The organism is Pseudomonas sp. B21-051 (genome assembly GCF_024748795.1).
Classification (GTDB): domain Bacteria; phylum Pseudomonadota; class Gammaproteobacteria; order Pseudomonadales; family Pseudomonadaceae; genus Aquipseudomonas; species Aquipseudomonas putida_A.
Window position 1 is genome coordinate 1,292,125 of record NZ_CP087166.1, and the last position, 21,695, is coordinate 1,313,819.

Below are 21,695 nucleotides of genomic sequence, written 5' to 3' on the forward strand. Positions count from 1 at the left end.
AGCATGATCAAGTCGCGCGCCGCCGTTGCCTTCGAGGCCAAGAAGCCGCTGGAAATCGTAGAAGTCGATGTGGCCATGCCCAAGGCCGGTGAAGTGTTGCTGCGCGTGGTGGCTTCCGGGGTTTGCCACACTGACGCCTACACCCTGTCCGGCGCGGACCCGGAAGGCATCTTCCCGTCGATCCTCGGCCACGAAGGTGGGGCGATCGTTGAAGCGATCGGCGAGGGCGTAACTTCGGTCGCCGTCGGTGACCACGTGATTCCGCTGTACACCCCGGAATGCGGCCAGTGCAAATTCTGCAAGTCGGGCAAGACCAACCTGTGTCAGGCGATTCGCGCCACTCAGGGCAAAGGTCTGATGCCGGACGGCACTTCGCGCTTTTCCTACAAAGGCCAAACGATTTTCCACTACATGGGTACTTCGACCTTCTCGGAATACACCGTACTGCCGGAAATCTCCGTGGCGAAAATTGCCAAGGATGCGCCGCTGGAGAAGGTCTGCCTGCTCGGTTGCGGCGTAACTACCGGTATCGGTGCGGTGCTCAACACCGCCAAGGTCAAGCCGGGTGACACCGTGGCGATCTTCGGTCTGGGCGGCATCGGTCTGTCGGCAGTCATTGGTGCGGTGAAGGCCAAGGCCGCGCGCATCATCGCCATCGACATCAACCCGGCCAAGTTCGAAATCGCCAAGCAGTTGGGCGCCACCGATTGCGTCAATCCGAAAGATTTCGATCGTCCGATCCAGGAAGTGATCGTCGACATGACCGATGGCGGCGTCGACTTCTCCTTCGAATGCATCGGCAATGTGCAACTGATGCGCGCCGCGCTGGAATGCTGCCACAAGGGCTGGGGCGAGTCGGTGATCATTGGCGTTGCTGGTGCCGGTCAGGAAATCTCCACCCGTCCATTCCAGTTGGTGACCGGTCGCGTCTGGCGTGGTTCGGCATTTGGCGGCGTGCGTGGTCGTACCGAGTTGCCAAGTTACGTCGACATGGCGCAAAGCGGCGAGATCCCGCTGGATACTTTCATTACCCACACCATGGGTCTGGAAGACATCAACAAGGCGTTTGACCTGATGCACGAAGGCAAGAGCATCCGCACCGTCATTCATTTCTGATCAATCGCGAAACCACGGCTACAGACCTTGAAGGTTTGTAGCCGGGGCCGCGTAGGAGTTTTTACATGAGTCTGGAAAACATCTCCTGTCAGAAAAGTTTCGGCGGCTGGCACAAGCGTTATCGCCACCGTTCCGACGTGCTCGGCTGCGACATGGTGTTTGCCGTGTACCTGCCGCCGCAAGCGGAGCAGGGCGGCAAGTTGCCGGTGCTGTACTGGCTGTCGGGCCTGACCTGCACCGACGAGAACTTCATGCACAAGGCCGGGGCGATGCGCATGGCTGCCGAGCTCGGCCTGATTATCGTCGCGCCGGATACCAGTCCACGCGGCCCGGATGTGCCGGGTGATCCTGATGGCGCCTGGGATTTCGGTCTCGGTGCCGGGTTCTACCTGAATGCCACGCAGGAACCGTGGTCGCGCCACTATCGGATGCATGACTATGTCGTGCAGGAATTGCCCTCATTGGTTGAAGCGCATTTCCCGGCGTCGGACAGACGCAGCATCAGCGGCCATTCCATGGGCGGTCACGGTGCGCTGGTCTGTGCGCTGCGCAATCCGGGGCGTTATCAGTCGGTGTCGGCTTTTTCGCCGATCAACAACCCGATGGATTGTCCGTGGGGGCAGAAAGCATTCTCCCGCTATCTGGGCGAAGACCGTTCGAAGTGGAAAGAATGGGATGCCTGCGCGCTGATCGCTGAAGCCGACGAGAAACTGCCGTTGCTCGTCGATCAGGGGGACCGCGATGATTTCCTCGAAAACCAGCTCAAGCCCCAAGCCCTGCAACAGGCGGCAAAACAAGCGGATCATCCGCTGACATTGCGTCTGCAACCGGGCTACGACCACAGCTATTTCTTCATCTCAAGCTTCATTGACGACCACTTGCAGCATCACGCACGCGCCCTGCGCGGTTAATGCAGGTAGAATCACGCCCTGACAAAAATCGGGGCGTTTTTTTATGCGTATTGGCCACGGCTACGATGTTCACCGTTTCGCTGAAGGCGATTTCATTACTCTGGGCGGCGTGCGCATTGCACACGGCTTCGGGCTGCTCGCTCATTCCGACGGTGACGTCCTGCTGCATGCCTTGAGCGATGCCTTGCTCGGCGCGGCCGCGCTGGGCGATATCGGCAAGCACTTTCCGGACACCGACCCGCAATTCAAGGGCGCCGACAGCCGTGTGCTGCTGCGGCATGTGGTCGCGCTGATCCACGCCAAGGGTTGGAAAGTCGGCAACGTCGACAACACCATCGTCGCTCAGGCACCGAAAATGGCCCCGCATATCGAAGCGATGCGCGCGTTGATCGCCGCCGATCTGCAAGTTGAACTGGATCAAGTGAACGTGAAAGCTACCACCACCGAAAAGCTCGGCTTCGTCGGTCGCGAAGAAGGTATCGCCGTGCATTCCGTTGCCTTGTTGCTGCGCGCATGAACGAACTGCAATTGCTTGGCCCGCGGGCCTATGGCGAACCTCTCGGCACCGCGGTACTGAAAGCCATCGCCGAAGATTTTCAGGTCGATGAAGTGCTCGACATCCCGCTCAGCGGCGATGGTGAGCACCTGTGGATCTGGGTGGAAAAACGTGGCTTGAACACCGAAGAAGCCGCGCGGCGAATTGCCAAGGCCGCCGGCGTGCCGTTGCGCACCGTCAGTTATGCCGGGCTCAAGGATCGTCAGGCGTTGACCCGTCAGTGGTTCAGCGTGCAACTGCCGGGCAAGGCCGACCCGGATCTCTCGGCGGCGGAAAACGACACGCTGAAGATCCTCAAGACCACGCGACACAAGCGCAAGCTGCAACGCGGCGCGCATTCGGCCAACGGCTTCACCTTGCGCCTGACCCAGTTTGCCGGCGACAGGGACGCGATCGAGCAGCGTCTGCAACTGATCGCCAGGCAAGGCATTCCCAATTATTTCGGCGCCCAGCGTTTCGGCCATGACGGCGGCAACGTCGTTGATGCGCGTGCCTGGGCGGCGCGCAAGGCATTGCCCGAGCAGCGCAATGTGCGCTCGCGGCTGCTGTCGACGGCGCGCAGTTTTCTGTTCAATCAGGTACTGGCGGCGCGGGTTGCCGATGGCACCTGGCAGCAGGCACAGGTCGGCGACCTGCTGGCGTTTACCGACAGCCGCAGTTTCTTCCCGGCGGGTGTTGCCGAATGCAGCGATCCGCGCCTGGCGATTCTCGACCTGCACCCGACCGGTCCGCAGTGGGGCGAAGGTGACTCACCCGCCGCTGGCGCTGTCCATGATCTGGAGCAGGGGATTGCCGAGCGTGAGGCGGATCTGCGCGATTGGTTGATCAATGCCGGAATGAGCCACGAACGTCGCATCCTGCGGCTGCCCATTGGCGGGTTGTCGTGGCATTATCCCCAGCCTGACATTCTGCAACTGGAATTCGTCCTCCCGGCCGGATGCTTCGCCACCGTATTGGTGCGCGAACTCGTTGATCTGGTGCCGGTGGGGCAGACGGACAGCCCATGCGTATTCTGATTTCTAACGACGATGGGGTAACCGCACCCGGTCTCGCCGCGCTTTATGCTGCGCTGGCGGATTACACCGAGTGCGTGGTTATCGCCCCGGAGCAGGACAAAAGCGGCGCCAGCAGTTCGCTGACGCTCGACCGTCCGTTGCACCCGCAATACCTGGCCAACGGTTTCATCAGCCTCAACGGTACGCCGACCGACTGTGTGCACCTGGGCCTCAACGGCCTGCTGGAGCGCGAGCCGGACATGGTGGTTTCCGGGATCAACCTCGGGGCCAATCTGGGCGATGACGTGCTGTATTCCGGCACTGTGGCGGCAGCCCTCGAAGGGCGCTTTCTCGAGCGCCCTTCGTTTGCGTTCTCGCTGTGTTCACGACAGGTGGACAACCTGGCGACAGCCGCACATTTCGCGCGCAAACTGGTCGAGGCCCACGCCGGGCTGGACCTGCCGCCGCGCACGGTGCTGAACGTGAACATCCCCAATCTGCCGATCGACCATATTCGTGGCATTCAGCTGACCCGTCTGGGCCATCGCGCCCGTGCGGCAGCACCGATGAAAGTGGTCGACCCGCGTGGCAAGGCCGGCTACTGGATTGCCGCGGCCGGCGATGCCGAGGACGGCGGCCCGGGCACCGACTTTCATGCGGTGATGCAGGGGTTTGTGTCGATCACGCCGTTGCAGCTCGATCGCACTTTCAATGATGCCTTCAGAAGTCTCGATGGCTGGCTGGAGGAACTGCGCTGATGGCTCGTGAACACGAAGACAGATTGCGCAGTGGCATCGGCATGACGTCGCAGCGCACCCGTGAACGTCTGATCCAGCGCCTGTATGAAGAAGGCCTGTCCAACGCCAAGGTGCTGGAAGTGATCCGTCGTACGCCGCGTCATCTGTTTGTCGATGAAGCGCTGGCGCATCGTGCCTACGAAGACACCGCTCTGCCGATCGGCCACAACCAGACCATCTCTCAGCCTTATATGGTGGCGCGCATGAGCGAGCTGCTGCTGGAGGCGGGACCGCTGGACAAGGTGCTGGAGATCGGCACCGGTTCGGGTTACCAGACGGCCGTGCTATCGCAACTGGTCGAGCGGGTATTTTCGGTCGAGCGCATCAAGGTCCTGCAGGATCGGGCCAAGGAACGCCTGGTCGAGCTTAACTTGCGCAACGTGGTGTTCCGCTGGGGCGATGGCTGGGAAGGCTGGCCGGCGCTGGCGCCTTACAACGGCATCATCGTCACCGCAGTCGCGACTGATGTGCCGCAGGCCTTGCTCGATCAACTGGCACCGGGTGGGCGGATGGTGATTCCGGTCGGCTCGGGGGAAGTGCAACAACTGATGCTGATCGTGCGTGAAGAACACGGCTTTTCCCGTCACGTATTGGGAGCTGTGCGCTTCGTGCCATTGCTCAATGGCCCGCTGGCCTGAGCATTTGTTTGCGGGCGCTGAATTCCTCGCGCTGGCCTGTGTCTTACATCGGCAGCGATGGTTTAAACGCTACGAATTGTCCACGGGCAAACGTGTGCGTGAAGCGTTTTCGCATCTTTAACGGTAAAGCCTGTTCGGCCCGTTATACTTGCGACACTACTTGCCGCGATTCGGCATTCCACATATTTCAGCCACCACAAAGGGAGCGGCGGGTGAGTCTCACAGTCATTGCGCAGCGTATGGGTAACACGAGCTTTCAGCGCCTGGTGACTGGCCTTGTATTGAGCACCCTGCTGGTCGGTTGCTCCAGCACCAAATCGAGCAACGTTCGGGTGGTCGATCGCAACAGCGCGGCGGCCCAGCGTCCTGCCGTCACGACCGGGCAGTATGTAGTCCGTCCGGGCGATACGCTGTTTTCCATCGCTTTTCGCTACGGCTGGGACTACAAAGCCCTCGCGGCCCGCAACAATATTCCTACGCCGTATACGATCCACCCAGGTCAGACAATTCGCTTTGACGGTCGTACCGGTTCAACACCGACAGCGGTGGTGAGCAACGGCGGTTCCGCGCCATCATCGTCGAGCAAAACTACGGTAATCCGACGCCAGGCGAATGGCACGACGACCACCACCGTTACCGGCTCCGGGGCCGCTGCTGCGGGGGCTGCACCGTCCGTCGCGAACAAATCGGCTCCGGCTCCGATGCCTCCACCCGGCCCGGCCCCGACCGGCTGGGGATGGCCATCTAATGGCATTCTGATTGGAAAATTCTCTTCAAACGGTAGTTTGAATAAAGGAATTGATATCGCCGGAGATTTGGGACAGCCTGTTTTAGCTGCGTCTGATGGGACGGTGGTTTACGCCGGGAGTGGCTTAAGGGGCTACGGCGAATTAGTCATCATCAAACACAGCGAAACCTACGTCAGTGCCTACGGACACAACCGCAGGCTGTTGGTACGGGAGGGGCAGCAGGTCAAGGTCGGACAGACAATTGCCGAAATGGGGTCAACGGGTACAGACCGGGTGAAACTGCATTTTGAGATTCGCCGCCAAGGTAAACCTGTAGATCCGCTGCAGTTCCTGCCCAAACGTTGATTTGAGGCCAGCCTGTTCCGTCGCGTAGAGGGGACAGGCTCCAGCGCTGCCAAGGATAAAGGCGTCGCTTGAGCTTGGGGTCGAACTCACCAAAGGACTATAACAATGGCTCTCAGTAAAGAAGTGCCGGAGTTTGACATCGACGATGAGGTTCTCCTTATGGAGGCCGGCATCGATTCGGAATCTTCGATGTCGAATGATGAAGGGGCTGCTCCACCTTCCGTTCGTTCCAAATCCAGACAATCCGCTTCACTTAAACAACACAAGTACATCGATTACACTCGGGCACTCGATGCCACGCAGCTGTATCTCAACGAAATCGGCTTTTCACCACTGCTCTCCCCGGAGGAAGAAGTTCATTTTGCGCGTCTGTCGCAAAGTGGTGACCCTGCCGGGCGCAAGCGCATGATTGAAAGTAACCTGCGGCTGGTCGTGAAGATCGCCCGGCGTTATGTCAATCGGGGGCTGTCGCTGCTGGATCTGATCGAAGAGGGTAACCTCGGCCTGATCCGCGCAGTGGAAAAGTTCGATCCCGAGCGTGGCTTCCGCTTCTCGACCTACGCGACCTGGTGGATCCGTCAGACCATCGAGCGCGCTATCATGAATCAGACCCGGACCATCCGGTTGCCGATTCATGTGGTCAAGGAGCTCAACGTGTACCTGCGGGCTGCACGGGAGCTGACGCAAAAGCTCGATCACGAACCTTCACCTGAAGAAATCGCCAACCTGCTGGAAAAACCGGTGGGCGAGGTCAAGCGTATGCTCGGCCTGAACGAGCGGGTTTCTTCGGTCGACGTCTCGCTGGGTCCGGATTCGGATAAAACCCTGCTGGACACCCTGACGGATGACCGTCCGACCGATCCATGCGAATTGCTGCAGGATGACGACCTGTCGCAGAGCATTGATCAATGGCTCTCGGAACTGACCGACAAGCAGCGCGAGGTGGTCGTACGCCGCTTTGGCCTGCGCGGCCATGAGAGCAGCACGCTGGAAGACGTAGGTCTGGAGATCGGCCTGACCCGAGAACGGGTGCGGCAGATCCAGGTGGAAGGCCTCAAGCGCCTTCGCGAAATCCTCGAGAAGAATGGCCTGTCGAGCGAGTCGCTGTTTCAGTAAGCGCCTCTGACACCCGCCCATAAAAAGCCCCGACTGGTTCGGGGCTTTTTTATTTTTGGAGACTTCGTCCGTAGGAGCTGCCGAAGGCTGCGATCTTTTGATCTTGATCGTTAAAGCAAAATCAAAAGATCGCAGCCTTCGGCAGCTCCTACAGGGGGGCTTTTAGATCTGGATATGTAGTCTCGCGGTGTAAGCCTTGGCTTACTCTTTCGTAAGCGTTCCCTATTTTTGCAGGACGGTTGACGTCGACTGCTGCCGAGAGTCGTATTTAACCAATTGATTTATATGCTTATTTTTTAATATGAAGTGCTTATTACAGCGACTTTCATCCTCCGGGGGCGATTGCTCTCAGCGGGGAACTCTTTAGTATCAGCACTGTGTCGACGGACAGACACGCCCTTCAAGGAAGAGGGGAACGGACATCGCAGGACGCGATTCATCAGGACGATGAAAAGGAATACAGGGAATAGGGAAAAAATGTGGGCGGGTCAAACCGCCCCTTTTTTTGCCTGTAAAAAAGTAAAACCCGAAAAAGCAAAAAGGCCCGCAAGGGGCCTTTTGGTAACGCGCGACAGATCAGCGTTCGAGATCTTTGATCTTGCCTTTGACGCCATCCCACTCTTCGGCATCCGGCAGGGATTCTTTCTTCTCGGTGATGTTCGGCCAGATTTCAGCCAATTCAACGTTCAGTTGAATGAACTCCTGCATATCCTCCGGAACTTCATCCTCGGAGAAAATCGCGACGGCCGGGCATTCCGGTTCGCACAGGGCGCAGTCAATGCACTCGTCCGGGTGAATCACCAGGAAGTTCGGGCCTTCGTAAAAGCAGTCCACCGGACAGACTTCTACGCAGTCGGTGTACTTGCACTTGATGCAGTTGTCGGTGACGACGAAGGTCATTTCTAATTTTCTCCTCAGGCGGCGGCAGCGTAGCCCCTTCACGGTTGGGGTCGCCAGGTTCGGGAGCGATGTCTGCCAGCCAGGCTATTAGCCAGCAGCATCCCAAACCGCGCGAGATTCTAACAGCTTGAAGCCGTTTGCGTTATATCCGGTTCTTTGCTGCTTAGATCCGGTTCTTAAGTGCATATAACAATTCGAGCGCTCGGCGCGGGGTCAGGTCATCGAGATCCACTTTCGCCAACTCATCGAGCACCGGATGTGGCAGGCTGGCAAACATGTCGCTCTGCTGCGGGACCGCCGGTTTGCCTTTGACGGCAGGCTTGGGCGCTTCATGCGGCAAAGCGGTGTCTTCCAGTCGGCTCAGGTGCTCGCGGGCGCGCACGATCACTTCACTCGGCACGCCGGCCAGTTGCGCCACTGCCAGGCCATAGCTCTGGCTGGCAGGCCCTGGCAATACGTGGTGCAGGAACACGATGCGCTCGTTGTGCTCGGTGGCATTCAGGTGCACGTTAGCCACCAAAGGCTCGGCTTCCGGCAACACTGTCAGTTCGAAATAGTGCGTGGCAAATAGAGTATAGGCACGCAGATGCGCCAGACGCTCGGCGGCAGCCCATGCCAGGGACAGACCGTCGAAGGTGCTGGTGCCGCGACCGACTTCGTCCATCAGCACCAGACTGCGCTCGGTGGCGTTGTGCAGGATGTTGGCGGTTTCGCTCATCTCGACCATGAAGGTCGAACGGCCACCGGCCAGGTCATCGCTGGAACCGATTCGGGTGAAGATCCGGTCCACCAGCGACAACTCGCAACTGGCCGCCGGCACGAAGCTGCCGATATGCGCCAGCAGCACGATCAATGCGGTTTGGCGCATGTAGGTGGATTTACCACCCATGTTCGGGCCGGTGATCACCAGCATCCGGGTGTTGTCATCCAGGCTCAGGTCGTTGGCCACGAACGGCGTAGTCAGCACCTGCTCGACCACCGGGTGACGCCCTTGGGTGATGCGCATGCACGGCTCGCTGACGAAGCGCGGGCAGTTCAGGTCAAGGTTCAGCGCACGCTCGGCAAGGTTGCTCAGCACGTCCAGTTCGGCCAATGCGCCGGCAGTGTCCTGCAACGGTGGCAACTGGCTGATCAGATCTTCCAGCAGTGCCTCGTAGAGCATTTTCTCGCGGGCCAGGGCACGGCTCTTGGCTGACAGCGCCTTGTCTTCGAATTCTTTCAGCTCGGGCGTGATGAAACGCTCGGCGCCCTTGAGCGTCTGGCGTCGGATGTAATCGGCTGGAGCGGATTCCGCCTGCTTGCTCGGCAGTTCGATGAAGTAGCCGTGAATGCGGTTGTAGCCAACTTTCAGGTTGGCCAGACCGGTGCGGGCCTTTTCCCGGGCTTCCAGATCGATGAGGAATTGGCCGGCGTTTTCGCTCAACGACTGCAGCTCGTCGAGTTCGCTGTCGTAACCGGTTTTCAACACGCCGCCGTCGCGGATCACCGCTGGTGGGTTGTCGATGATGGCTTTTTCCAGCAGCGCCGCCAGTTCCGGGTAGGTGCTGGTGGTGGTCGCCAGACGTTGCAGGTGCGGTGCTTCGAGGTCGGTCATCGCCACTTGCAGTTGCGGCAGGGCACCGAGAGCATCGCGCAGACGCGCGAGGTCACGGGGGCGCGCATTGCGCAGGCCGATCCGCGCCAGAATCCGCTCGATGTCGCCGATTTCCTTGAGCTGCGGCTGCAGCTTTTCAAAGCGGTAGCCGTCGAGCAGGCAAGTGATCGACGTCTGGCGCGCCAGCAGCACGGTCAGATCGCGCAGCGGACGATTCAGCCAACGGGTCAGCAAGCGGCTGCCCATCGCGGTCTGGCAACGATCGACCACCGATTGCAGCGTGTTGTCGCGGCCGCCAGACAGGTTGGTATCGAGTTCGAGGTTGCGACGGCTCGCGCCGTCGAGCACCACGGTGTCGTCCAGGCGCTCATGGCGCAGGCTGCGTAGATGGGGCAGGGCGGTGCGCTGGGTTTCCTTGGCATAGGCCAGCAGGCAACCGGCAGCGCCGATGGCCAGGGTCAGGGTTTCGCAACCGAAGCCTTTCAGGTCTTGCGTGGAAAACTGCTGGCAGAGACTTTTCAACGCCGAATCACGCTCGAAATCCCACGGCGCGCGACGCCGCACACCACGGCGTTTTTCCGCTGGCAGGTCTTTCGGCCAGTCGTCCGGGATCAGCAGTTCCACCGGGTTGACTCGCTCCAGCTCCGCCAGCAGGTTTTCCCAGCCCTTGATCTCGAGCACAGTGAAGTTGCCGCTGGTGATGTCCAGCACAGCCAGACCGAACAGACGCTCGTCGCCGAGTACTGCGGCAATCAGGTTGTCGCGGCGTTCATCGAGCAGCGCTTCGTCGCTGACCGTGCCCGGGGTGATGATGCGCACCACCTGACGTTCCACCGGCCCCTTGCTGGTGGCCGGATCGCCGACCTGCTCGCAGATCACCACCGACTCGCCGAGCTTGACCAGTTTCGCCAGGTAACCTTCCGCCGCGTGGTAAGGAATCCCGCACATCGGAATCGCCTGCCCTGCCGATTGACCACGTGCGGTCAGGGTGATGTCGAGCAACTTGGCAGCCTTCTTCGCGTCTTCATAGAAGATCTCGTAGAAGTCGCCCATGCGATAGAACATCAGCTGATCCGGGTGCTGGTTCTTCAGGCGCCAGTACTGCTGCATCATCGGGGTGTGGGAGGACAGGTCGGAGACGGCTTTATTCATCGGATTGTCAGGTAACTCGTTAAATGATGTAGGGCAAAAGCGAGGGCAACCGCCGGGCTTTTCCGCGATGGGCGCAAGGTTACCATGGGCGGTCGGCTCGACGCAGGCATGACGGCCGGCTGACACTTTCTGCGATTAATTGTGATTTATGCACGATTTATGCAAATCAGCATTTGTCTTCGGAAAAAACTTCAAGCACTATGCGCGTTATGCAAAAACGCAACGTATCCTCCGTCTTAAGAGCACTGCTCGACCAGCACGGGATCTCCCCCACGGAGCTCCACCGTCGCACCGGCGTGCCTCAATCAACGCTCTCGCGGATTCTCAGCGGGAAGATCGTCGATCCTTCGGATAAACATATCTCGAAGATCGCCGAATACTTCAATGTGAGCACCGATCAATTGCGTGGCCGCGCCGATGTCGCGATCGCGACTGGCGGCGCGCGCGATGACGTGCATGCGGAACTCAAGGACATAAGCCTGTGGGACGACGATACCCCTGTCGATGACGACGAGGTGTCGGTGCCCTTTCTTCGTGAGGTTGAATTGGCTGCTGGATCAGGAAGATTCGTCATCGAAGAGAGCGAACGCTCTAGCCTGCGCTTCGGCAAGCGCAGCCTGCGCCATAACGGTGTGCAGTTCGACCAGGCCAAATGCGTGACAGTGCGCGGTAACAGCATGATGCCAGTGTTGCGGGATGGCGCCACGGTCGGAGTCAACGCCGGCAAGTGCGGGATCGGCGACATCATCGATGGCGACCTGTACGCGATCAACCACAATGGTCAGTTGCGGGTGAAGCAGCTCTACCGTCTGCCGACCGGTATCCGTCTGCGCAGCTTCAATCGTGATGAACATCCGGACGAGGACTACAGTTTCCAGGACATGCAGGAAGAGCAGATCGTCATCCTCGGTCATGTCTTCTGGTGGGGCATGTACGCCCGATAGGCAATCCCCTTCTTAGAAAACCCGCCCATGGCGGGTTTTTTTTCGCCTTAACGAAACCCTCGAAGCCTTTATTTATGCGGCCTGCATGCGTTCGTGCATTTATTGTCCATAAATAAATGCATTTATGCATTGACTGTATATGCATCCATGCATATTCTTGCCACCAAGCCGCTCGACAAAGCGGCTGGCAACAACAGCTCTTTAGTTCCACAAGAACAGGCAGCGATGAACCGGCCTCAACGGTTCAGAGGGTTGGCAACTGACCCGGGTGTGCAGCGTAAAGCACCAAGAGCAGTTATCCGGCGGGCAGGGACCGCGGTCGGAAAAACAATTTGAATGGACTCGTACCGCGCCAGTAGCGCCGAAAAGTCAGCTTCCTTCTCGAATACAGGATTTGAAGGAAGGCGAAGGAGCGCATTACTGAAAAGCCCGGTGAATAACCGGGCTTTTTGGAATGCCTGCCAGGTTTCATCGCGGCATTTATCAAACAAAAAACTGGGAGAACGAAATGAATCTCTATGCATTGGTTGAATACAACAAAGTTACCCGGCTCCAGGAAAGTGAAGTCGCTCCGGATGCGCCTGCTTCGCCATCCGCTTTTTGGGTTGATGTCACCGGCAATACTGAAATCCGTGTCGGCTGGGGGGCGACGTTCAATGAAGTCTGGACGTTTACACCGCCATCCGACGAAGACCTGCGCAACGCGGCCGAGGAGCAGAAATGGCAACTGCTGAATGTGGCAGCTGCCTGGCTGCAGCTTAACTCGCTGCAATTCAAAGTGGATGTCGCCGTCGCCACTCCTCAAGAGCAGGCGCTGCTGATTGCACACAAGAACTACTGCATCGCCGTCAGCGATATCGACAAGCAGGCGGGCTACCCGGTGACCATTGACTGGCCGGTCGTTCCGTACTGATTACGTAAGGATCAACACGCTGATCCGAAGGCAGACAAACGTGCTGTCTGCCAAACATCAAACAAATACTTGTGTTCCCAAGTGCGAATCGCAAGAAAACTGCTGTCTGTCATTTGTTATCAGGAGAAGTAGATGAGCCGTTTTGCTTTTGTTAAGTACTCTTATGTAGACGTCATCCGCAAAGTTACGGAAATTCTGGAAGCTGATGAGAAACCCACTTACTACCCAAATGATGTTTATGGTTTTTGGGTTGATATCACGGATAACCTGGCTGTGCAGGTGGGCTGGAAGGCTACCACTGTCAATACGGTTGATTGGGTCTTCAGTGAGCTGACCTATCAAGACCACGCCGATGAGGCCGCCGCGAAAAAACAGGAATTGCTGACCGCTGCTGTCAACTGGCTGAAGCTAAATCCACTGCAATACAGCATCGATCTTGGCGTCGCCACACCTGAAGAGGAAGCGCTGCTGCTGGCATTCAAGCAGTTCTATGTGGGTGTCGCCCGTGTAGAAAAACAGTCCGGTTATCCATACACCATCAACTGGCCGATCGCGCCTTTCTGATTCTGGCGCGTGTGCCAAACCCGTCAGCGGGAGCGCATTACTGAAAAGCCCGGTCTCACCACCGGGCTTTTTGGAATGCCTACCTGAAGAGACATCGCTTGAACCCGACACACATCACTCATCAACTGAAACCAGGAGGCGTGACATGACAAACGAGCAACAAGCGTTGGCGGACATGCCGATCTGGCTGGTCATCCTCCTCGCTGTAGTGGGCGGGGTGTCCGGCGAAATGTGGCGCGCCGACAAGGAGGGCGCCCGCGGCTGGTCATTGCTGCGGCGTCTGGCCCTGCGCTCCGGCGCCTGCATGATCTGCGGCGTCTCGGCGATCATGCTGCTGTATGCAGCCGGGCTTTCGATCTGGGCCGCCGGTGCTTTCGGTTGCCTGACCGCCATGGCCGGTGCCGACGTCGCCATCGGTCTGTACGAACGCTGGGCCGCCAAGCGCATCGGCGTCTGCGAAGTTCCCCCGCCGCGCGATCCCCAGTAACTCAACACTTTCCTGCCTTGCTGCAACTGATGCGGCGGGGCTGCGCGTGGACAATTGAAAAGGAGGTCATGTATGCCCGCAACGATCCAGCAGCCTTCGCAGCTGTTCACGGCGATGGTGACAACCTTGCGCAACAGCGCCGGCCTGAATCTGCAGGTCGGCAATCACGATGACTTTACAGCCCCCGGCGCTCAGGCCTGGGCGTTGATTGACTTCGACCGTAATGCGCCCGGTGTGCGTGGCGCCGACGGACGTATCGCCCACGTCATGACGGTGTCGCTGCAAGTCATTCCGGCAGTTTCCGCCAGTGCCTTTGCCGCCTGCGATCTGATCGCCGTGCTGAAAAACCTGATCACTGACAACCGCTGGGGGCTGCCCGGCGATCAATGCGATCTGCCGATGAACATTGATGGTCTGCCGTCAGTGCTCACACGCGCCGATCAGCAATACAAGGCATGGACGCTGACCTTCACCCAGACCCTCTATCTCGGTCCGACCTTGCTCGACGACCCGCTCGGTATGCCGAAATTCGCCCGTACCTGGGAAGTCAGCAACATCGACGACCCGGACCAATACACCGCGCTGGAGGCCTGACCGATGTTCGACGCATTACTGCGCATGCAACTGGGGCCGATCATCGAGCGGCTGGCGGAGATGGAAGCGGAGATCGATGACCTGCACCGCCGCGCCGAGAGTTTCTGTCGCATCGGCGTCTGTCAGACAGTCGATGCTGCGAGCAACACTTGTCAGGTCAGCCACGGTGGACTGCTGACGCCGGCGATCAAGTTCTTCAATCCGAGCGCCGGAGCGCAGAGCGAATCGCGAATTCCGAGCGTGGGCGAGCAGTGCCTGCTGTTCAACTACGGCAGCGGTGAAAGCGGCGCGCAGAGCGTGGCGTTGTTCGGTTTGAACAGTGACCGCTTTCCACCGACGGCAACGGTACCGACGCTGACGCGCCGGGTGCATGTCGACGGCACTGAAAGCGGCTACGACGACGCTACACACACCCTGCACTGGCAGAACGGCCCGGCCGCATTCAGCGGCTCTCGCGAGTCGCTTGCACTGAGCATCGGCCCGGCACAACTGACGATGACGCCACAGCTGATCAGCCTGCAACTGGGCGCGGTCGGCCTGAGCATCGACGCCTCGGGCGTGCACTTCGGCGGCCCGTTGGTGGATCACCAGGGCCGCGTCATCAGCCCCTGAATCAAGAGCTTCCCATGATCGGAATCGATAGAGACTCCGGGGCCACGGTCGACGACTGGCTGCAGTTTGTGCAGCGCGCGACCCGGGCCCTGACCACGCCGCTGGGCACCCGGCAAAAAAGGCCCCTTTATGGCTCGCTGATCCCCACGCTGCTGGGGCAGAACCTCGGTGACGACGTTCTGCTTCTGGCCCAGAGCCACGCGGCTCAGGCGTTCTACAACACGCAGAACGGGATCAGTGATTTTCAGCCGAGCGTGATTGTCGCCAGCCGTCACGGCGCCGGCCTGCTGCTGCGCTTCGCCGGCACCTGGAAAAACCGTCAACAGACCTTCGAGGTAGTGACATGAGCAAGTTGATCCCCGGCCAGAACCAATTGGCCGAACCGGCGCTGATCACCGTCGACGCCTTCGAAGACCTGCTCGCCGAGTTCAAGACTTTCGTCGTCGAGTACGTTGGCGCCCGAGCGCCGGACAGCACGGCGAAACTCAAGACCAGCCTGGAAAACGAGAGCGAATTGCTGACCCTGGCGCTCGAAGCTTTTTGCGTGCGCCTGCAAACCCACGAACGCAAATACAACGCCCGCATCAAGCAGATGCTGGCGTGGTGGGCGACTGGCAGCAACCTCGACGCGCGGCTGGCGGACATGGGTCTGGAGCGCCAGTTGCTTGATGCGGGTGACCCGGCAGCCTTCCCGCCAATACCACCGATTTATGAAAGTGACGACGACGCCCGGTTGCGCTACTACCTGGCGCCGCACGCCCCGGCAGCGGGCTCGCGGATGCAGTATCGCCGCGAGGTATTCACCCTCGGTGAACGGCCAACGGTGAAGGTCGAATCCAGCGATGGCGGTGTGGTGAACGTCACCTACACCTTCAACCCGGACGGCCTCGCTGCACAGGTCAAAGACGGCAACGGTCGGCGTACTGCGCCGGGCGAAGTGCAGGTCACGGTGCTGTCGCGAGACGGCGATGGCACCCCGTCTGCAGCGTTGCTTGACGGTGTACGTCAGCACTTCGCCCGCCCTGATGTGCGACCGGAAACCGACCTCGTCACGGTCAAGGCAGCCGACATTCAGCGCTACAAAATCCGTGTCGTGGCGAAGATCAATTCCGGTCCCGATTCGGGCCTGACCAAAGTTGCCGCACAACAGCAATTGCAGGCCTACGCCGACAGTTGCCATCGCCTGGAAGGGCGGGTCGATCCGAGCTGGATCGACTACACGCTGCACAGCGCCGGCGCCGTGCAACTGCAGATTCTTGAACCGCTGGCGCCGATCGTGACCACTGCGTTTCAGGCACCGTACTGCACGGCGGTCGAGGTCGAGGTGTTGACGCTATGACTGAGCCAACGCATAGCCCGACCTTGTTGCCGGCCAACAGCTCGGCACTCGAACGTGGACTGGATCTGGGCTTCGGCGCATTGCTTGATCGCATCGCGCCGCCGTTTCCCGAGCTGATGAACCCGAGCGAAACACCGGTCGCATTCCTGCCGTATCTGGCAGCGGATCGCGGTGTCGCCGAATGGAGCACCAGCGCACCGGAAGCGGAAAAGCGCCTGACCGTCGAACTGGCCTGGCCCACCGCGCGCCAGGCCGGTACTCGCAAGGCGCTGGAAAACGCAGCCAAGGGTTTGCAACTGCGCCCCGAAGTCCGCGCCTGGTACGAACAGACGCCTCCCGGCGTGCCTTACAGCTTCAGCGTGCGCGCCTTCAGCGAGCAGCCTTACAGCGCAGAAATCGACGCCCGTCTCGACCGACGTCTGGCCGATGCCAAGAGCGAGCGGGACATTCTTTCGGTGACGGTGGGCTTGAGCGCGTTCGGCAGCCACTCCATCGCCGCCGCTACTTTCTGCGGTGAGCTGACGACGGTTTATCCGGTGTTCATCGAAGGTCTCGAAACCTCTGGCGAGGCGTTCATGGCCGCCGCGATGTACACCGTCGAAACATCCACTATTTATCCTCAGGGGGCCTGAATGGCTGACTATTACACCCTGCTCACCAACGCAGGGATTGCCTACGAAACGGCGTGCAAGGCCGCAGGTACGCCGATCAAGTTGACACAGATTTCCGTCGGCGACGGCGGCGGCGCGGTCTACAACCCGGCCGCGACCGCCACCGCGCTGAAACGCGAAGTCTGGCGCGGCCCGCTCAATGCGCTGTTCCAGGACGAGAAAAACCCGAGCTGGCTGCTCGCCGAAGTGACCATTCCGCCGGATATCGGCGGTTGGTACGTGCGAGAAGCGGGGCTTTGGACCGACACCGGGATCCTCTACGCCATCGTCAAATACCCGGAGTCGTTCAAACCGGTACTGGCGACGTCGGGCTCGGGCAAAGAGTTCTACATTCGCTCGATTTTCGAGACCAGCAATGCATCGCTGGTGACCTTGCTGATCGACGACACGGTGGTCAAGGCCACTCGTGCGTGGGTGACAGGGTATGTGGCGGATGAGCTAGCCAAGCTTGATGCCAAGCAGTCTGTGCGTGTTGCCACTACGAGCAATATCGCGCTGAAAGCTTCACAAACTATTGATGGTGTTGCAGTCGTTGCGGGAGATAGGGTGCTGGTTAAAAACCAGACATCAGCGAAAGACAATGGACTGTACGTTGTTGCAAATGAATTCTGGGTGCGCACAAAAGATGCCGACTCGAATCTCAAAGTAACGCCAGGTCTGACCGCATCTATTGAGCAAGGCACAACTCAAGCCGACACGATCTGGCAGCTTGTTACCGACGGCCCTGTGCTCCTCGGCACAACTGCTTTGGTGTTTCAAAACATCACCTTCGGCTTTGCGCCGCTCAGTTCTCCGGTGTTCTCCGGTAGCCCGACAGCGCCCACGGCCAACGTTTTTAGTAATGATGATGTTCTGGCAACTACTAAATTTGTTCAGCGTGCGCTGGGTAGTTATGCCGGCCAGACAAACTATGAAGCCAACACTCAATTGACTGTCGCCGACGTCGGGAAACTATCGATCTTCACCGCACCTGGTTTGACGGCGACACTTCCAGCCTGGGACAGCGTTCCTCCCGGGGGATTGGTTCATCTGACGAGCACTGGAGGGGTAACCGTCAAGACTCGGGCGGGGGAAACGTTTGGAGCAGTCAACACCACCAACTTGACCAGCGTTGTACTTCAACCTGGCAATTTTGCGGTTTTCCGACGCTTGTTGCTGGGTCCCGGCTGGAGTTTGGACTCGGGGGATACTGCGCTGAAATATTCGCCGATGTTTCAGTCATCGCTAACAGGGGCGAATGGTTACAAGAAAGACCCGAGTGGACTGATCGAGCAATGGGGATTGATTCCTTCGTACAACACTGGAGGAAACGTTTCTGTGGTGTACCCCATAGCATTTCCGAATGGTGTGCTTTCAATCACGACCCAGCGACTGGATGGGAACGTTTCTTCTGGAACCATCGTAGTCAATCAGATGCCGGCGACGGGATTCACCTTTGTTGATACCGCCGGTCCAACGGGGGATATCAATTCGATATTCTGGACTGCAAAAGGCAAGTAGGGAGCCATTCATGCATTACTCACCTTCAAAGAACGGCTTTTATGATTCGGACCTTATTGGTCAGCTTCCAGATGATGTCGTAAAGATAAGCAGTGAAGAACACTTTCGTTTGTTGGAAGGGCAGAGTCAGGGACAGATCATTTCAGCTGGTGCTGATGGCAAACCCGTGTTGAACCCGCGTCCAGATCTGACGTCCGAGCAGTTATCGACGGTCGAGCGTTTTTGGCGTGATCGACGTTTGTCCGATACGGATGGCCTCGTCTCCAGACATCGCGATGAGCTTGAGGAATCTCAAGGTACTACGCTGTCATCGGCAGAGTACGTTCAGTTGCAAGCCTACCGCCGTGCTTTACGTCAATGGCCAGAAGCGGGGGACTTTCCATTGGCGGAACATCGTCCTGAAGAGCCTGCGTGGCTTCTGCTGCAGCCCCAATAAACGCCCCGCACCCCGGGGCGTTTTCTTTCCCGCAAAAAACAATTCAACACCCGCCAAAGCCCCTCCCCACGAGGGGCTTTCCCGTTTATGGAGAAACGAAAAATGGCAACCCGCCAAACCTACACCGTGCTCGTCCCATTCCCCACCGGCGGTGGGCACTGGTCGAGCGTCGGTCAAGACCTTGATCTGCTCGACGTCGAGGCCAGTGCGCTGTACAGCGCCGGTCGACTGGAACTGAAAACACCTACCACCCAGGCCAAAAAGGCCGCTGCCAAGAAGGCTGACTGAACATGGCTGAGGTTTTGAACTTCGAGCACAACGGCATTACCGTCAATGCCACCGAATCCCCCGAGGCCATGGGTGGCCTGGGTGACAACGTCATCGGTCTGGTCGGCACCGCGCCGAAAGCCGATCCGCTGATTCCGCGCAACGCACCGTTCCGCATCAACAGCTTCACCACCCACGCGCTGCTCGATCCGACCGGCGCTGAAGAGGGCACGCTGTACCACGCGGTTTACCAGATCCTCAAAGTGGTCAAGGTGCCGGTGTACGTGGTGATCGTCGAAGCGGGCGCGACGCCGGCCGACACCGTTAACGCAGTGATCGGCGGTGTTGATCCAACCACCGGCCGCAAGCTCGGTCTGGCGGCACTGGGCAGTGTCCCGGAAGACCTGACCATCATCGGCGCGCCGGGCTTCACCGGCACCAAAGCGGTAGCCAGCGAGTTCGCCTCGTTCGGCAAGCGCATCAAGGCCCGTGTGGTGCTGGATGGCAAGGATGCCTCGGTCGCTGATCAAGTGACTTACAGCCAGGAACTGGGTGGCGCCGACCTCGGTTTCGACCGTTGCCTGGTGGTGCACAACATGCCGGCCGTGTACTCGAAAGCGGCAAAGAAAAATGTGTTCCTCGCGCCGTCGAGCCTGGCGATTGCCGTGCTGGCCAAGGTCAAGCAGTGGGAGAGCCCGGGCAACCAGGTGACCTACGCCGAAGACGTGTCCCGGGTCGTTGAGTACAACATCCTCGACACTTCCACCGAAGGCGATCTGCTCAACCGTTACGGCGTCAGCTACTACGCCCGCACCGTGCTCGGCGGCTTCTCGCTGCTGGGTAACCGCTCGATCACCGGCAAGTTCATAAGCTACGTCGGCCTCGAAGATGCGATCAGCCGCAAGCTGGTCAAGGCCGGCCAGAAAGCCATGGCGAAGAACCTGACCAAGTCGTTCATGGATCAGGAGGTCAAGCGTATCAACGACTGGCTGCAAACCCTGGTCGCCGACGAAACCATTCCTGGCGGCAGCGTGTACCTGCACCCGGAACTCAACAGCGTCGAGAAGTACAAGAACGGCACCTGGTACGTGGTCATCGACTACGGCCGCTACGCGCCGAACGAACACATGGTTTATCAACTCAACGCCCGCGATGAAATCATCGAGCAGTTCCTGGAGGACGTTCTCTAATGTTTACCAACCGCGTAAGACAGGCCATCGCGGCCACCCTGCAAGGCCTGCCGCTGTCGGCGACCGTTGAGGAATTCACGCCACCGAAGATCGAATTCGACGTGGAAGAAATGCGTGGCGGCCGTTTCATCGTCGAAGAAATGGCCAAGGGTGGCAAAGCGCTCAACGCCAAGCTGACCCTGCAAGGCATGGGCGCAGAAGTCATGCTCGCACTGGGCGTGAAGCTGGGCGACGACATCCTGCTGAACGTGCGTGAAGCCGGTCAGGATCAGGACGGCAACACCTGGTTCACCTATCACACGGTCGGCGGCAAGCTGAAATCCCTTGAAGAAACCGCAGTGAAAATGGGCGAAAAACCCAAGACCAACCTGGAGCTGTCCTGCCGCACCTACAACCGCCTGGAAAACGGCATCCCGGTGATAGACATCGACGTGCGCACCCAGAAGTTCGTGCTCAACGGCGTCGACATCCTCGGTGATGCGCGTCGTGCGGTGCTGATGCCGTAGTCCGTTACACCGCAAAACCTGTGGGAGCGAGCCTGCTCGCGAAGAGGCCATCACATTCGCTACCTATGTGACTGTAAGACCGCTTTCGCGAGCAGGCTCGCTCCCACACTAGGCCGGGTTGACTGGCTCCATTGCGCAATACCCCCTCAAGAATCACCAAGGAATTCATACATGTCGTGGATGCCACCCAAGCATGACCTGCTGTCGCCGATCACCGGTGACGACGGCGCGCAGATCGAGCAGATCCAGCTCAAGCCACTGTTCTACGCCGCACAGAAAGAAGCGCTGGAACGCGCCGGCGATGATGAAGACGATCAGTTCTTCGAACTGGCGCTGCTCGCCACCGGCCTGTCGGTCAAGGAACTCGACCAGCTCAAACGCCCGGACTACGTGAGCATCGCCCAGTACGTGCACGAGATGTCGACCCGTCCGGCGTCGTACTTTCTGGAGCAGGTCGAGGACGCGGAAAAGTCCGACGATCCTGACGAAGTGCAGCTGCTGCAACCGCTCGCCGTGACCGGCCGCACCGTGACCTCGCTGTCGCTGGAAATGCCCGCACTGCGCGCCACCAAAGTGATGAAGAAACTGAAAACGGCCAAGGAACGCGCCGAGTTCATCACTGCCCACTGCACCGGTCTGATGATCCCCGATCTGACCCAGTTGAGCGTCCCGGACTGGACCCAATTGCAGGTGCGCATCGACGATTTTTTAAACCAGCCGGCGGCCTACTTTCGGAACGCGACATCGAAGTAATCCTCGATATCGTCCCGCTCATTTACCCGGTAAGTGAAGCGGAGATTCTG

General features: G+C 59.1%; 25 protein-coding genes. 23 read left to right on the plus strand and 2 right to left on the minus strand.

Features of this window, described 5'->3' with window-relative positions:
• Nucleotides 1–3: 3 nt before the first annotated feature.
• The 8 genes from LOY52_RS05640 to rpoS all read left to right on the plus strand — a co-directional run bounded on the left by LOY52_RS05640 (nucleotide 4) and on the right by rpoS (nucleotide 7,223).
• Nucleotides 4–1,116 carry an S-(hydroxymethyl)glutathione dehydrogenase/class III alcohol dehydrogenase gene (locus LOY52_RS05640; protein ID WP_258678628.1) on the plus strand — a complete coding sequence of 371 codons (1,113 nt, stop codon included), beginning with the start codon at nucleotides 4–6 and terminating at the stop codon, nucleotides 1,114–1,116.
• A 65-nt stretch (nucleotides 1,117–1,181) separates the two neighbouring features.
• The gene (gene fghA / locus LOY52_RS05645) at nucleotides 1,182–2,027 is read left to right on the plus strand and encodes an S-formylglutathione hydrolase (protein ID WP_258678629.1); all 846 of its coding nucleotides are present in this window, start codon (nucleotides 1,182–1,184) and stop codon (nucleotides 2,025–2,027) included.
• Nucleotides 2,028–2,070: 43 nt separating this feature from the next.
• Nucleotides 2,071–2,544 carry a 2-C-methyl-D-erythritol 2,4-cyclodiphosphate synthase gene (gene ispF, locus LOY52_RS05650; RefSeq protein WP_027611044.1) on the plus strand — a complete coding sequence of 158 codons (474 nt, stop codon included), beginning with the start codon at nucleotides 2,071–2,073 and terminating at the stop codon, nucleotides 2,542–2,544.
• Nucleotides 2,541–3,599, plus strand: coding sequence for a tRNA pseudouridine(13) synthase TruD (gene truD / locus LOY52_RS05655; protein ID WP_258678630.1), 1,059 nt, complete (start codon nucleotides 2,541–2,543; stop codon nucleotides 3,597–3,599). The genes ispF and truD overlap by 4 nt, the downstream gene beginning before the upstream one ends.
• The gene (gene surE / locus LOY52_RS05660; RefSeq protein ID WP_258678631.1) at nucleotides 3,587–4,336 is read left to right on the plus strand and encodes a 5'/3'-nucleotidase SurE; all 750 of its coding nucleotides are present in this window, start codon (nucleotides 3,587–3,589) and stop codon (nucleotides 4,334–4,336) included. Before truD ends, surE begins: the two co-directional genes overlap by 13 nt.
• Before the next feature lie 41 nt (nucleotides 4,337–4,377).
• Nucleotides 4,378–5,013 (plus strand): protein-L-isoaspartate(D-aspartate) O-methyltransferase, encoded by a 636-nt coding sequence (locus LOY52_RS05665; protein ID WP_169841266.1) that lies wholly within the window; start codon nucleotides 4,378–4,380, stop codon nucleotides 5,011–5,013.
• Between the two features lie 212 nt (nucleotides 5,014–5,225).
• On the plus strand, nucleotides 5,226–6,107 hold the full coding sequence (locus LOY52_RS05670) for a peptidoglycan DD-metalloendopeptidase family protein (protein ID WP_202369562.1): 882 nt from the start codon (nucleotides 5,226–5,228) through the stop codon (nucleotides 6,105–6,107).
• Nucleotides 6,108–6,212: 105 nt separating this feature from the next.
• Entirely contained in the window at nucleotides 6,213–7,223 is a 1,011-nt protein-coding gene (gene rpoS / locus LOY52_RS05675; protein WP_007964304.1) for an RNA polymerase sigma factor RpoS, read from the plus strand.
• 576 nt (nucleotides 7,224–7,799) lie between these two features.
• Here rpoS and fdxA read toward each other — a convergent pair.
• Together fdxA and mutS are read right to left on the minus strand one after the other, a co-directional pair.
• Nucleotides 7,800–8,123 carry a ferredoxin FdxA gene (fdxA, locus tag LOY52_RS05680; RefSeq protein ID WP_003222178.1) on the minus strand — a complete coding sequence of 108 codons (324 nt, stop codon included), beginning with the start codon at nucleotides 8,121–8,123 and terminating at the stop codon, nucleotides 7,800–7,802.
• A gap of 163 nt (nucleotides 8,124–8,286) precedes the next feature.
• Nucleotides 8,287–10,869: a DNA mismatch repair protein MutS gene (gene mutS, locus LOY52_RS05685; RefSeq protein WP_258678632.1), complete on the minus strand. Its 2,583-nt coding sequence runs from the start codon at nucleotides 10,867–10,869 to the stop codon at nucleotides 8,287–8,289.
• A 200-nt stretch (nucleotides 10,870–11,069) separates the two neighbouring features.
• On the opposite strand from mutS, the gene LOY52_RS05690 reads away from it, so the two are divergent.
• The 15 genes from LOY52_RS05690 (at nucleotide 11,070) to LOY52_RS05760 (ending at nucleotide 21,645) form a co-directional block, all read left to right on the plus strand.
• Entirely contained in the window at nucleotides 11,070–11,813 is a 744-nt protein-coding gene (locus LOY52_RS05690; RefSeq protein ID WP_202369560.1) for an XRE family transcriptional regulator, read from the plus strand.
• A 508-nt stretch (nucleotides 11,814–12,321) separates the two neighbouring features.
• The gene (locus LOY52_RS05695) at nucleotides 12,322–12,726 is read left to right on the plus strand and encodes a tail fiber assembly protein (RefSeq protein WP_258678633.1); all 405 of its coding nucleotides are present in this window, start codon (nucleotides 12,322–12,324) and stop codon (nucleotides 12,724–12,726) included.
• A 132-nt stretch (nucleotides 12,727–12,858) separates the two neighbouring features.
• Nucleotides 12,859–13,290, plus strand: a complete 432-nt coding sequence (locus LOY52_RS05700) for a tail fiber assembly protein (protein ID WP_258678634.1) — start codon at nucleotides 12,859–12,861, stop codon at nucleotides 13,288–13,290.
• A 145-nt stretch (nucleotides 13,291–13,435) separates the two neighbouring features.
• Nucleotides 13,436–13,777 carry a phage holin family protein gene (locus LOY52_RS05705; protein WP_003222183.1) on the plus strand — a complete coding sequence of 114 codons (342 nt, stop codon included), beginning with the start codon at nucleotides 13,436–13,438 and terminating at the stop codon, nucleotides 13,775–13,777.
• Nucleotides 13,778–13,849: 72 nt separating this feature from the next.
• Entirely contained in the window at nucleotides 13,850–14,371 is a 522-nt protein-coding gene (locus tag LOY52_RS05710; RefSeq protein WP_258678635.1) for a hypothetical protein, read from the plus strand.
• A gap of 3 nt (nucleotides 14,372–14,374) precedes the next feature.
• Nucleotides 14,375–14,983 carry a phage baseplate assembly protein V gene (locus LOY52_RS05715; protein ID WP_258678636.1) on the plus strand — a complete coding sequence of 203 codons (609 nt, stop codon included), beginning with the start codon at nucleotides 14,375–14,377 and terminating at the stop codon, nucleotides 14,981–14,983.
• A gap of 14 nt (nucleotides 14,984–14,997) precedes the next feature.
• Nucleotides 14,998–15,330, plus strand: coding sequence for a phage baseplate protein (locus LOY52_RS05720; protein ID WP_047601262.1), 333 nt, complete (start codon nucleotides 14,998–15,000; stop codon nucleotides 15,328–15,330).
• A complete protein-coding gene (locus LOY52_RS05725; protein ID WP_258678637.1) occupies nucleotides 15,327–16,322 on the plus strand; it encodes a baseplate J/gp47 family protein in 996 nt (331 codons plus the stop codon). The genes LOY52_RS05720 and LOY52_RS05725 overlap by 4 nt, the downstream gene beginning before the upstream one ends.
• A complete protein-coding gene (locus LOY52_RS05730; protein ID WP_258678638.1) occupies nucleotides 16,319–16,954 on the plus strand; it encodes a phage tail protein I in 636 nt (211 codons plus the stop codon). The genes LOY52_RS05725 and LOY52_RS05730 overlap by 4 nt, the downstream gene beginning before the upstream one ends.
• On the plus strand, nucleotides 16,955–18,493 hold the full coding sequence (locus LOY52_RS05735; RefSeq protein WP_258678639.1) for a phage tail protein: 1,539 nt from the start codon (nucleotides 16,955–16,957) through the stop codon (nucleotides 18,491–18,493).
• Between the two features lie 10 nt (nucleotides 18,494–18,503).
• A complete protein-coding gene (locus tag LOY52_RS05740) occupies nucleotides 18,504–18,929 on the plus strand; it encodes a phage tail assembly chaperone (RefSeq protein ID WP_258678640.1) in 426 nt (141 codons plus the stop codon).
• Nucleotides 18,930–19,031: 102 nt separating this feature from the next.
• Nucleotides 19,032–19,217, plus strand: a complete 186-nt coding sequence (locus LOY52_RS05745; protein ID WP_027611057.1) for a hypothetical protein — start codon at nucleotides 19,032–19,034, stop codon at nucleotides 19,215–19,217.
• 2 nt (nucleotides 19,218–19,219) lie between these two features.
• Nucleotides 19,220–20,386 (plus strand): phage tail protein, encoded by a 1,167-nt coding sequence (locus LOY52_RS05750; protein WP_258678641.1) that lies wholly within the window; start codon nucleotides 19,220–19,222, stop codon nucleotides 20,384–20,386.
• Nucleotides 20,386–20,892 carry a phage major tail tube protein gene (locus tag LOY52_RS05755; RefSeq protein ID WP_258678642.1) on the plus strand — a complete coding sequence of 169 codons (507 nt, stop codon included), beginning with the start codon at nucleotides 20,386–20,388 and terminating at the stop codon, nucleotides 20,890–20,892. The genes LOY52_RS05750 and LOY52_RS05755 overlap by 1 nt, the downstream gene beginning before the upstream one ends.
• 171 nt (nucleotides 20,893–21,063) lie before the next feature.
• Nucleotides 21,064–21,645, plus strand: a complete 582-nt coding sequence (locus LOY52_RS05760; RefSeq protein ID WP_258678643.1) for a phage tail assembly protein — start codon at nucleotides 21,064–21,066, stop codon at nucleotides 21,643–21,645.
• Nucleotides 21,646–21,695 lie beyond the last annotated feature (50 nt).

Bases quoted from the DNA above. Each gene is read 5' to 3' on its own strand.
- LOY52_RS05695 (WP_258678633.1), top strand. From the start codon at position 12,322: ATGAATCTCTATGCATTGGTTGAATACAACAAAGTTACCCGGCTCCAG.
- mutS (WP_258678632.1), bottom strand. From the start codon at position 10,869: ATGAATAAAGCCGTCTCCGACCTGTCCTCCCACACCCCGATGATGCAG.
- LOY52_RS05700 (WP_258678634.1), top strand. From the start codon at position 12,859: ATGAGCCGTTTTGCTTTTGTTAAGTACTCTTATGTAGACGTCATCCGC.
- LOY52_RS05740 (WP_258678640.1), top strand. From the start codon at position 18,504: ATGCATTACTCACCTTCAAAGAACGGCTTTTATGATTCGGACCTTATT.
- LOY52_RS05640 (WP_258678628.1), top strand. From the start codon at position 4: ATGATCAAGTCGCGCGCCGCCGTTGCCTTCGAGGCCAAGAAGCCGCTG.
- LOY52_RS05690 (WP_202369560.1), top strand. From the start codon at position 11,070: ATGCGCGTTATGCAAAAACGCAACGTATCCTCCGTCTTAAGAGCACTG.
- LOY52_RS05715 (WP_258678636.1), top strand. From the start codon at position 14,375: ATGTTCGACGCATTACTGCGCATGCAACTGGGGCCGATCATCGAGCGG.
- fdxA (WP_003222178.1), bottom strand. From the start codon at position 8,123: ATGACCTTCGTCGTCACCGACAACTGCATCAAGTGCAAGTACACCGAC.
- LOY52_RS05730 (WP_258678638.1), top strand. From the start codon at position 16,319: ATGACTGAGCCAACGCATAGCCCGACCTTGTTGCCGGCCAACAGCTCG.
- ispF (WP_027611044.1), top strand. From the start codon at position 2,071: ATGCGTATTGGCCACGGCTACGATGTTCACCGTTTCGCTGAAGGCGAT.
- LOY52_RS05720 (WP_047601262.1), top strand. From the start codon at position 14,998: ATGATCGGAATCGATAGAGACTCCGGGGCCACGGTCGACGACTGGCTG.
- LOY52_RS05725 (WP_258678637.1), top strand. From the start codon at position 15,327: ATGAGCAAGTTGATCCCCGGCCAGAACCAATTGGCCGAACCGGCGCTG.
- rpoS (WP_007964304.1), top strand. From the start codon at position 6,213: ATGGCTCTCAGTAAAGAAGTGCCGGAGTTTGACATCGACGATGAGGTT.
- LOY52_RS05710 (WP_258678635.1), top strand. From the start codon at position 13,850: ATGCCCGCAACGATCCAGCAGCCTTCGCAGCTGTTCACGGCGATGGTG.
- surE (WP_258678631.1), top strand. From the start codon at position 3,587: ATGCGTATTCTGATTTCTAACGACGATGGGGTAACCGCACCCGGTCTC.
- LOY52_RS05665 (WP_169841266.1), top strand. From the start codon at position 4,378: ATGACGTCGCAGCGCACCCGTGAACGTCTGATCCAGCGCCTGTATGAA.
- LOY52_RS05705 (WP_003222183.1), top strand. From the start codon at position 13,436: ATGACAAACGAGCAACAAGCGTTGGCGGACATGCCGATCTGGCTGGTC.
- LOY52_RS05755 (WP_258678642.1), top strand. From the start codon at position 20,386: ATGTTTACCAACCGCGTAAGACAGGCCATCGCGGCCACCCTGCAAGGC.
- LOY52_RS05745 (WP_027611057.1), top strand. From the start codon at position 19,032: ATGGCAACCCGCCAAACCTACACCGTGCTCGTCCCATTCCCCACCGGC.
- LOY52_RS05750 (WP_258678641.1), top strand. From the start codon at position 19,220: ATGGCTGAGGTTTTGAACTTCGAGCACAACGGCATTACCGTCAATGCC.
- LOY52_RS05760 (WP_258678643.1), top strand. From the start codon at position 21,064: ATGTCGTGGATGCCACCCAAGCATGACCTGCTGTCGCCGATCACCGGT.
- truD (WP_258678630.1), top strand. From the start codon at position 2,541: ATGAACGAACTGCAATTGCTTGGCCCGCGGGCCTATGGCGAACCTCTC.
- fghA (WP_258678629.1), top strand. From the start codon at position 1,182: ATGAGTCTGGAAAACATCTCCTGTCAGAAAAGTTTCGGCGGCTGGCAC.
- LOY52_RS05735 (WP_258678639.1), top strand. From the start codon at position 16,955: ATGGCTGACTATTACACCCTGCTCACCAACGCAGGGATTGCCTACGAA.